8 protein-coding genes are annotated in these 9519 nt (G+C 59.6%); 3 read left to right on the top strand and 5 right to left on the bottom strand.

What is annotated here, in order from left to right; translation table 11 throughout:
* Positions 1 to 375: 375 nt before the first annotated feature.
* The 5 genes from fabB to GIR22_RS13545 form a co-directional block, all read right to left on the bottom strand.
* Positions 376 to 1596: a beta-ketoacyl-ACP synthase I gene (gene fabB / locus GIR22_RS13525; protein WP_154743802.1), complete on the bottom strand. Its 1221-nt coding sequence runs from the start codon at positions 1594 to 1596 to the stop codon at positions 376 to 378.
* Between the two features lie 11 nt (positions 1597 to 1607).
* Positions 1608 to 2123, bottom strand: coding sequence for a 3-hydroxyacyl-[acyl-carrier-protein] dehydratase FabA (fabA, locus tag GIR22_RS13530; protein WP_154743803.1), 516 nt, complete (start codon positions 2121 to 2123; stop codon positions 1608 to 1610).
* Between the two features lie 248 nt (positions 2124 to 2371).
* Positions 2372 to 4273, bottom strand: coding sequence for an ATP-binding protein (locus tag GIR22_RS13535; protein WP_154743804.1), 1902 nt, complete (start codon positions 4271 to 4273; stop codon positions 2372 to 2374).
* Positions 4270 to 5202, bottom strand: a complete 933-nt coding sequence (locus GIR22_RS13540; RefSeq protein WP_246208321.1) for an ABC transporter substrate-binding protein — start codon at positions 5200 to 5202, stop codon at positions 4270 to 4272. Before GIR22_RS13540 ends, GIR22_RS13535 begins: the two co-directional genes overlap by 4 nt.
* Entirely contained in the window at positions 5203 to 7323 is a 2121-nt protein-coding gene (locus GIR22_RS13545; protein ID WP_178122241.1) for a TonB-dependent receptor domain-containing protein, read from the bottom strand. It abuts the gene before it with no gap.
* 196 nt (positions 7324 to 7519) lie between these two features.
* On the opposite strand from GIR22_RS13545, the gene GIR22_RS13550 reads away from it, so the two are divergent.
* The 3 genes from GIR22_RS13550 to sixA are packed head-to-tail and all read left to right on the top strand — an operon-like array spanning position 7520 to position 9349.
* Positions 7520 to 8545, top strand: coding sequence for an NAD(P)H-dependent glycerol-3-phosphate dehydrogenase (locus GIR22_RS13550; protein WP_154743805.1), 1026 nt, complete (start codon positions 7520 to 7522; stop codon positions 8543 to 8545).
* Between the two features lie 10 nt (positions 8546 to 8555).
* Positions 8556 to 8903 (top strand): DUF4389 domain-containing protein, encoded by a 348-nt coding sequence (locus GIR22_RS13555; protein WP_154743806.1) that lies wholly within the window; start codon positions 8556 to 8558, stop codon positions 8901 to 8903.
* Positions 8900 to 9349, top strand: coding sequence for a phosphohistidine phosphatase SixA (sixA, locus tag GIR22_RS13560; RefSeq protein ID WP_178122242.1), 450 nt, complete (start codon positions 8900 to 8902; stop codon positions 9347 to 9349). Before GIR22_RS13555 ends, sixA begins: the two co-directional genes overlap by 4 nt.
* Positions 9350 to 9519: the final 170 nt, after the last annotated feature.

Genomic DNA, 9519 nt, shown 5'->3' on the forward strand with positions numbered 1-9519 from the left:
TTGATATCGCGGCTTCGTATTACATAAAAGGCCTGGCTTTCTGTAGCCGCTGACGAGGCACGAGGCTGTGATAAGGGTCGCAGGACCTTCAACGGTCTCAAGATCCAGGCGACTGCTGTGCAGCCGATCGCAGGCTACGCCAGCGGCTACAGGAGATCGGTGCGGTCTTTGTAGCCGCTGTCGAGGCACGAGGCTGCGATAAGGGCCGCAGGACCTTCAACGATTTCAAAACCCTGGCGTCTGCTGCGGCAAATCCAAGAGTTGTGTCGATACCCCTGCTCGTCGCAAGCCAGCCCCGGGCTTGCAGTAAAATCCAGGCCAATAAAAAACGCCCCGAACCAGTCGGGGCGTTTTCATGTGATCCAGCAGCGAGGCTTACTTACCCTGCCAGCGTTTCAGTACGAGGGTGGCGTTGGTGCCACCGAAGCCGAAGCTGTTGCTCATCACGGTGTTGATGGTTGCATCTTCACGGGTCTTGGTCAGGATTGGCATGTCGGCGACAGCCGGGTCCAGTTCCTCGATGTTGGCAGAACCTGCCATGAAGTTGCCTTCCATCATCAACAAGCAGTAGATCGCTTCGTGAACGCCAGCGGCGCCCAAGGAGTGACCCGACAGGCTCTTGGTAGAGCTGATGGCGGGAGCCTTGTCACCAAACACTGCACGTACGCCTTCCATTTCCTTGGAGTCGCCGACCGGAGTCGAGGTGCCGTGGGTGTTCAGGTAGTCGATCGGGGTGTCGACGGTGGCCATGGCCATTTGCATGCAGCGGATGGCACCTTCGCCACTCGGTGCAACCATGTCGTAGCCATCGGAAGTGGCGCCGTAGCCGACGATTTCCGCGTAGATCTTCGCACCACGGGCCAGGGCGTGTTCCAGTTCCTCGACCACTACCATGCCGCCACCGCCGGCGATGACGAAGCCGTCACGCTTGGCGTCATAGGCACGGGAGGCTTTCTCCGGGGTCTCGTTGTACTGGGTGGACAGTGCACCCATGGCGTCGAACAGGAACGACTGGCTCCAATGTTCTTCTTCGCCGCCACCGGCGAACACGATGTCCTGCTTGCCCAGCTGGATCTGTTCGACCGCGGTACCGATGCAGTGAGCACTGGTGGCGCAAGCGGAAGAGATCGAGTAGTTCACGCCCTTGATCTGGAACGGCGTGGCCAGGCAGGCGGAGACGGTACTGCCCATGGTCCGCGTGACACGGTACGGGCCGACACGCTTGACGCCTTTCTCGCGCAGGATGTCCAGTGCTTCCATCTGGTTCAAGGTCGACGCGCCGCCGGAGCCGGCGATCAGGCCGGTGCGCGGGTTGGAAACCTGTTCGTCGGTCAGGCCGGAATCAGTGATCGCATCCTTCATGGCCAGGTAGGCGTAGGCGGCTGCGTGGCCGACGAAGCGATAGATCTTGCGATCGATCAGCTCTTCGAGGGGGAGGTCGATGGAGCCGGAAACCTGGCTACGCAGACCCATTTCGGCATATTCCGGGTTGAAGCGGATGCCAGGGCGACTTGCACGCAGGTTAGCGGAGACGGTCTCTTTGTCATTGCCCAGGCACGAAACGATGCCTAGACCAGTGATAACGACGCGGCGCATGCGGATAACCCTTAAAAGTTGTCAGTGGAAGTAAATACGCCGACCCGAAGGCCTTCGGCAGTATAAATCTCGCGACCGTCGACAGTCACCGAACCATCGGCAATGGCCAGGTTCAGCTTGCCCTTGAGGACGCGTTTGATATGAATGTTGTAAGTGACCTTCTTGGCTGTTGGCAAGACCTGGCCAAAGAATTTCACTTCTCCCGAACCCAGGGCCCGGCCACGACCCGGCAGGTTCTGCCAGCCGAGGTAGAAGCCGACCAACTGCCACATGGCGTCGAGGCCCAGGCAGCCTGGCATCACCGGATCACCTTCGAAATGGCAGGCGAAGAACCACAGGTCAGGAGTGATATCCAGCTCGGCGACCAATTCACCTTTGCCGTACTTGCCACCCTCTTCGCTGATATGGGTGATTCGATCCACCATCAGCATGTTCGGGGCGGGCAGTTGCGCGTTACCTGGGCCGAACAGCTCACCGCGACTGCAGCGCAGCAGATCTTCCCGGGTAAAGGCGTTTTGTTTGGTCATGCGAGCTCCTCAATAATCCCATGCGGCAGGGTAGGGCAAATCTTCCCGACCGACTGAAGCGTTCATGCTTCACATCGACAGCCTACACATAGACTATTGCGTTGTAGTGAAAGTCACAGCATCAAGGACATGAATGTACACTTGTGCACTGAAAATATAAACCGGGCTGGTTTTCAGGCCCGTTCGGGTGCCTAAGACTGCCGCACTTTCGCCTTTCACGCCAGTCGCAGTTAGTCGATGGCGGCCATCTACTGAACCCAGCGCTGTAGGATTTGCTGCAAATCCATGCGTTTGAACGGCTTCGCCAGGTAATCGTTCATTCCGGCGGCCAGGCAAGCTTCGCGGTCGCCCTGCAAGGCGTTGGCGGTGAGGGCGATGATCGGTAGATCGGCGCAGCCGGGCAGTTGACGAATCTGTCGAGTGGCTTCGTAACCGTCGATCCTCGGTAGCCGGCAATCCATCAGGATGGCAGTAAAAATCAGGCTTTCGGCACTGCGAATCGCCTCGGCACCGTCGGTGGCGATACTGACCTCGAACCCGAGGCTGCGCAGCATGGCTTCGACCACTGTGCGGTTGACCGGGTTGTCTTCCACCAGCAGGATATTGCGCCCCTCGCCGTTACTGGTTTTACCCTGAGCGTCTGGCGCGATGGCCGGTAGGCTTTGCTGATAGATCGCCAAGGGGATTTCTAGGGTAAATACCGAGCCCTGACCTTCTACGCTCTGCGCACGTAAGGTGCCACCCATGCGTTCGGCCAGGGTGCGTGCAATGGGCAAACCCAGGCCGGTGCCGCCGTAACGCCTTGAGATGGAGCTGTCGGCTTGTTGGAAGGCGTCGAACATCAACTCCAGTGATTCGGCCGAAATACCTATCCCGCTGTCGCGCACAGTGCAGGTGAACCACAGCAGTTCATGGTCCAGGGTCTGCCAGTGAGGTTCGATGGTGATGGTGCCATGCTCTGTGAACTTGAGGGCGTTGCCGATCAGGTTCACGAGTATCTGCCGGATTCGCGTCGGATCACCCTGGACCTGCAATGAGTCCATGCCCGAGAGTATCGATAATTTCAGCTCCAGCCCGCGCTGCATGGCCCTGTGCTGGAAGGCTTGGGCACAACTGTTGATCAGCTCGACCAGGTTGAACGGGATATGCTCAAGTTCCAGGGCTGCTCGTTCGATGCGCGAGAAGTCGAGGATGTCGTTGATGACCTTGAGCAGGTGCTCAGTGGACTCGCAGGCCAGTGCCGCATACTCGGTCTGCTCCTCGGTCATGTCGGTGGTTTCAAGCAGTTGCAGCATGCCCAGCACTCCGTTCATCGGGGTGCGTAGTTCGTGGCTCATCATTGCCAGGAAGTCCGATTTGGCATTGTTTGCCTGCTCGGCTTCCTCGCGGGTCTGGATCAATTGGGCCATGGCCTGGTGCTGCTCGCGGCTGGCCTGATTGAGCCCCTCTGCGAGGTTGTTGATGTGGCGGGACAGGTCGCCCAGTTCCGAGTCATCGACAATCGGCAGCGGCGTCTTGTAGTCGCCCTGCTGGATGGCCTTGACCGCATGCCCCATGGCGCTGATCGGTTGCGACAGGCTGGCAGCCAGGCGGCGGGCCAGCAGGAAGGTAAAGAGCAAGGCAAACAGCGCCAGAACTGCTGCCTTGAACAGGATTTCCTGTTGGCGCTGGCTGAAGGCGTCGTTGGACATGCCGACGATCACCCGACCCAGGTAGTCCGCTTGCGGTACCTTGGGCTGCACGCTGCTGTCCTGGAAAAAGTCATTGCCCAACTGGATATGTTGCAGGCGTATCGGCGCCTGGAACACTTTCACCGACAGTGAGCGGTCGTGTTTTTTCGAAGGTTGTTCGACATAGACCAGGATGTTCTCCGTGCTGTCCTGGATTTCCAGGAAGCGCACATGAGGCGTGGCCAGGGTGGCGCGCAACAGGCTTTCCAATACATCGTTATTGCCGGAAATCACGCCGTACTCGGTGGCCGGGGCTAATTGGTTGGCGATCAATTGACCGGTGTGGTCCAGTTCCTGGCGCAAGTCCTGGATCCGCACGAAGGTAAAGAAACTGATCAACAGCAACGTCAGCAACAACGCCGGGCCCAGGGTGATGATCTGAGTGCGGGTACTGATATCCCAACGGCGACGGAAGGTCATGGGTATTTTTCTCCTTCGGCCAATCGGACGGCGAGGGCGGCTTCGTCCACCTGTTCGATTCCCAGTGAGCGTGCGACTTGCGGGTTGCCCACGGCTTTGAAGTGTTCCGGGTACAGCGAGCGAGGCCAACTGGATGGCGTACGATCCAGCAGTCGGTCGAGTACATCCAGCCAATCGTTCTGGTCGCTGTAGGTGCTGGCCAGGCTGCCGGCCTTGACGAAGCCGGCGTTGGGCCCGATCAACGGCAACTGCCTGGCGTAACTGCTCAACAGCAGGTTCTTTGCGGTTTTCGGGTTATATAGTTGGGGATCGTCCAGGCCCAGCAGTACATCGCTGTTCTTGAACAGGGCTTGCAGCGGGCGACTGTCATTAATGTTGTCCCAGCGCTGAGGGACGATTTCCAGGCCCATGGGCGTGGCGTATCGCTGTAGCTCGTGGAGTAGGAACTCGCTGTCGAGGCTATACAGCACGCCAATGCGATGGGCTTGGGGCAAGATGTCGGCGATCAGGCGCAACTGGCGCTCCAGCGGTGGGTCGCTCCACAACAGGCTGATCTTCGCCGGCACGCTATGGCCCAGGCGCAATCGCGCTTGCAGGCGACTGATACGTAGCACCAGGGTCGGTGGGCCCTGGCTATCCTGCAAGCGCCAGTCGAGGCTTTGCAGGTCCAGCAGGATCAGGCGGGTACTGTCCGGCAAGAGTGCTGGCGCAGGAAGGTTTTTCAACGGTGTGAATGTCACCCTGTCATCCGGGCGCTGCCGGCCCAGAGCCTGGACGAAAGCCTGGACCCCCGGGCCATCCTCTGCAGCGGTCAGCAGAATCTCGGCTGCCCAGTTCGGGGAGGTGAACAGCAGGCAGGCGGGCAGCAACCAATACCGCCAGAGACGGGCGGTAAGGAAACGGGTCATCCATGACAGAGTGCGGGGCATCTAGAATTCTAGCTCCGCACTGAAGTAGAGCACGTGGCGATGGTCGTAGTTGTTGTCGGCCCAGGTGGTGGGCTGGTTATCGAGCCGTTGCTGCAACATGCCGGCCAGTTCCAGGTTGGCCTTGCCCAAGGCAATGCGCTTGGCTACCCGCATATCGACCCGTTCGAAGCGATATTGGTTGAGGGCGTCATTGCCATAATAGAACAGCGCGCTGGACCAGCCCTGGCCCCATTCCCGCAGCCAGCCGGCGGAGCCGCTGTTACGGGCGGTCTGCTGTTGATCGAGAGGGTTGGTAGCGCTGGCATCGACATAAGCATAAGTCAGCCGCAGCCGATCGGCGGCACTTACACGCCAGTCGAGTTGGGTTTCGATGCCGGTAAAACGTGAGCGGTTGGTGTTACTGGCGATGTACTGGTTGTTACGCAGCGGCTCGCTGATCATTTCGGTGACTTCATCATAGAACAGCTTCACGTCGACATTGAGTCCGATGTCGGTAAAAAAACCGTTGTAGCCCAGCTCTCGGGAGCGCATCAGCTCCTGGTCGAGATCGCCCGGGCCACGGGTCTTGACGAAGTATTGGCCCGAGTTCTGTCCATAGGCCGGGGAATCAAGGTTGGTGACCCGGTAGCTCCAGTTGACGTTGTTCTCGAACATGTCTGGGGAACGGATGGCTTCGGAGTACACCGCCCGCAGGCCGTGGCGCGGGTTGATCAGGTAGTTGACAGCGATCCGTGGCGTCAGGGAGTTGCCACTCAGGTGAGTGTTCTCGAACATCGCGCCGCCCTGCAGCAGCCAATGCTCGTTGGCCCGCCATTCCAGGTGGCCGAACAGGCGCCAGGTGTTGTCGTCCAGGGTACCGTTGAAGTACGTGTCGGAGTCGGCGCGGTCGTAGCGGTAGTTCATGCCGCTGACCAGGCGCAGGCTGTCGGTCAGGCTAAGGGTGTCTTGCAGCTCCAAGTCGTAGCGGCTTTCCCGGGTACTTTGGTCGATAGTGCCGCAGACGCTGTCTTTGCCGCCGCTTTTCCATTGTTCAAGCACCTGGGTGGCCAGGGCCTGCTCGGCAGCGCTGCCTGGTGGTGCGGCGTCCTGGCTGTAGGCCTCCATGTGCCTGGACAATTGCTCGGCGTAGTTGGAGTTGAGCTGCCAGAGCTGGGTCAACTCCGGGCTGAACGAGACCTTGGCGTCGCAGGCTTTCCAGAGCTGCCGGCGATCCCACTGCTGGGCCGAGCCTTGGATATAAAGACTGTGCTCGGGGCTGAAATCGAAGTTCCAGCGTAGCGAACCGGCATAGTCCTTGGCGGTGACGTCGGAGTTGGTACCGCCTTCGGTAATGCCGGAAAACACGGGTTTGTAGGTATAAGGGCGCTGATTACTGCCTTCCTTGGCACTGAATTGCCAGTCAATGCTTTGTTGCTGGTTCAGGGTCTGGCTGACGGCCAGGCTGAAGCGGTTCAGGCGGCGGCTGTCGCGACGGTCGGTGCCGAGGGCGTTGCTGTCAAAGCCATCATCCTGCTGCCCGGAAACAGACAACCGCAGGTCGCCGGTTTCCCAGCCGATGCCTTGGCTGGCGTAATAGTCATTGATCCCTCGTTCGCCCCGGGTGACTTTAATTCGCGTGCCCTGGCTGTTGGCCGGCGACCGGGTGAGAATGTTGACCACCGCCATCAGCGCGTTGGCGCCGTAGCTGACGGTGTTGGGGCCGCGGAAGACCTCGATGCGCTCGATGTCCTCCATGGCCACTGGGATATCGCTCCAGTCCACAGTGGCCAGGCCGGCGCGGTATACCGAGCGCCCATCGATCAAAACCTGCATGCGTCGCGCGTCGCTGGCGTTGGTGCCATGGTAGTTGACGGCCGCCTGGTTGCCGGTGGTGTAGCCGACCATCATCCCAGGCACCAGGCGCAGCAATTCGGCGATGTCCCGTGCGCCGCTGGCCTTGATCAACTCACTATCGATCACCGTCATACTGCCGGGCACGGCCGCGGCCGACTGCTTGAGCCGAGTGGCGGTCAGCACCTGAGGCAGCGGTTGGTTGTCGAGGAAAAGATCATCGGCGAACAACGGACCACTGAACAACAATGCCAGAAAGAGGGATGAGCGAGGAGGAGGGCCCAAATACACGGCACGGCCTTGATAGTGACTATATAGCCGCTCATGTTAACTGAGGTGAGGGCTTTTACCAGTCGTCGCCTTTGCAATTACCTTGCGCAAACGCACCATTTTCCGACAAACACGGGAATTTACGCGGGGGCTGGCCCCTGACGGGTCGCCCCGTATAATGCCGTCATCGCCACTGGTATGGATTAACGGATTGCATATGACTGAACAGCGCCCTATTGCGGTCCTGGGAGGCGGAAGTTTTGGTACCGCCGTGGCTAACCTGTTGGCTGAAAACGGTCATCGGGTGCACCAGTGGATGCGTGACCCCGAACAGGCCGAGGCCATTCGGGTCAATCGGGAAAACCCGCGTTACCTTAAAGGTATCAAGATTCACCCGGCAGTCGAGCCCGTCACCGACCTGCTGGCAACGTTGACCGCCTGCGACCTGTGCTTTGTCGCCCTGCCGTCCAGTGCCTTGCGTTCAGTGCTGGCCCCCCACGCAGAGTGCCTGGCCGGCAAGCTGCTGGTCAGCCTGACCAAGGGTATTGAGGCCCACACCTTCAAGCTGATGAGCGAAATTCTTCAAGAGATTGCTCCCCAGGCACGTATCGGCGTGTTGTCCGGGCCGAACCTGGCGCGGGAAGTGGCCGAGCATGCCTTGACCGCCACCGTGGTGGCCAGTGAGGATGAGGTTCTCTGCGAGCGGGTTCAAGAGGTCCTGCATGGCCGTACCTTCCGGGTCTACGCCAGTGCTGACCGTTTCGGCGTGGAGTTGGGAGGGGCGTTGAAAAACGTCTACGCGATTATCGCTGGCATGGCCGTGGCCCTGGGCATGGGGGAAAACACCAAAAGCATGCTGATCACCCGTGCGTTGGCGGAGATGACCCGGTTTGCGGTCAACCAGGGCGCCAATCCGATGACCTTCCTCGGCCTGGCCGGCGTCGGCGACCTGATCGTCACCTGCTCATCGCCGAAAAGTCGCAACTACCAAGTAGGTTTCGCCCTGGGCCAGGGCTTGAGCCTGGAAGACGCCGTGACTCGCCTGGGCGAAGTGGCCGAAGGGGTCAATACCCTCAAGGTATTGAAAACCAAGGCCCAGGAAGTCGGAGTGTATATGCCGCTGGTCGCCGGGTTGCACGCGATCCTGTTTGAAGGGCGCACTTTGAACCAGGTTATCGAGTTGCTGATGCGTGCCGAGCCGAAAACCGATGTCGATTTTATTTCCACCAGTGGTTTCAATTGAGGAACGCGTCATGAACGATCCGAAAGCAGCACCCAAGTACGAGTCCATTGTTCTGCGTGTTCTGTGGATGTTGGTGTTTGCCCTGGTGTGGCAAGTGGCGCAGTTTCTCCTGGGCGCGCTGGTGGTGGTGCAGTTGGTTTACCGTCTGGTCTACGGGGCGCCAAACCTGAGCTTGATGAATTTTGGCGACAGCCTGAGCCAGTTCCTGGCGCAGATTGGCCGCTTCGGCAGTTTTCACAGCGACCAGAAACCCTGGCCGTTCGCCGATTGGCCCACTCCACGCGCACCGGAAGGTGAAGCTGCCCACAGCGTGCCGCCCGCGCCGCACCCGGCCCGCGATGAAGAGCCGAAGCTGTGAAAGTGTGGGTATTGCGTCACGGCGAAGCTGAAGGGCATGCCCGCACTGATGCCGAGCGCAACCTGACCGATCATGGCCGTAAAGAAGTGCTGCGCAGTGCGGCGCATCTGATTGGCCAACCGATCCAGGCCATCATCGCCAGCCCTTATGTGCGGGCGCAGCAGACGGCGCAGTTGGTGCGTGAAGTGCTGGGGTTCGAGCCGCAGATTCTGACGGTACCTTGGCTGACGCCGGAGAGTAGTCCGGAGCAGGTGCTGGATCACCTTGAGACTGATGACAATGTGTTGCTGGTGAGCCATCAACCGTTGGTGGGGAGCCTGATCTGTTTTATGCAGCATGGTCACCTGAGTCAGCCGCAGCCCATGGGTACCGCGAATTTGGCGGAGTTGGAGGGGAAGTCTGCACTGGCTGGGTTGATGGGCTTGAATAGCGTCAAGAACCCGTAGACGATCAGTTGGTTCCGGTGCGACTCGGTTGGGGGGTGTATATCCGTTGCTGCGGTCAGGGCGGCTTAGGGTTACGCCCTTACGGCGTGTCACTTTGAAAAGCCCAAAGTAACCAAAGGCTCTTGCCCCACCACTTGGTGCCTCGCCTAGGCTCGGCATACCCGAACGCA

It is taken from the genome of Pseudomonas karstica, assembly GCF_009707515.1.
Lineage (GTDB): Bacteria > Pseudomonadota > Gammaproteobacteria > Pseudomonadales > Pseudomonadaceae > Aquipseudomonas > Aquipseudomonas karstica.